This is a genomic window from Bacillus cereus group sp. BfR-BA-01382 (assembly GCF_022663475.1).
GTDB classification, from domain to species: Bacteria; Bacillota; Bacilli; order Bacillales; family Bacillaceae_G; genus Bacillus_A; species Bacillus_A thuringiensis_S.
In genome coordinates this window covers 1-364 of the sequence record NZ_JAKUFQ010000311.1, presented here as the reverse complement: position 1 = coordinate 364, position 364 = coordinate 1, and the positions used below count along the sequence as shown (strand labels likewise).

Genomic DNA, 364 nt, shown 5'->3' with positions numbered 1-364 from the left:
AATTACAAAGTGAAGTTTGTATTGTTTGTGAGACAAAAAGAAAAGAAGGTATATATGTTTATAATAATTTAATATGTTATGAATGTGAAAAGGATATGGTGAACACAGAGACAGATGATCCAAAATATATACATTATTTAAAGCAACTTCGAAAATTAGAAGTATCATATTTTTAAATAGGCATATGCCTATTATTTTTTTTGTTCTGTATAATAGATGGAGAATGAATTATAAGGAAGAGATGTAGATGAATCAAAATCATATGCCTTTATATGAGGCGTTAATAGAGTTTAAAGAAAGAGGGTCGTTATCTTTTCATGTTCCAGGTCATAAGAATGGTTTAAACTTCCCTCAGAAGGCAATA

Annotated in this window: 1 protein-coding gene and 1 pseudogene; both read left to right on the top strand. The window is 28.0% G+C overall.

All coding sequences use genetic code 11. From position 1 onward, the window contains the following. On the top strand, nucleotides 1-176 hold a 176-nt coding region (locus MR160_RS34100; RefSeq protein WP_242299247.1), incomplete at its 5' end, for a sigma factor G inhibitor Gin. A gap of 71 nt (nucleotides 177-247) precedes the next feature. Next, nucleotides 248-364, top strand: a pseudogene (locus MR160_RS34095) (decarboxylase); the annotation flags it as partial.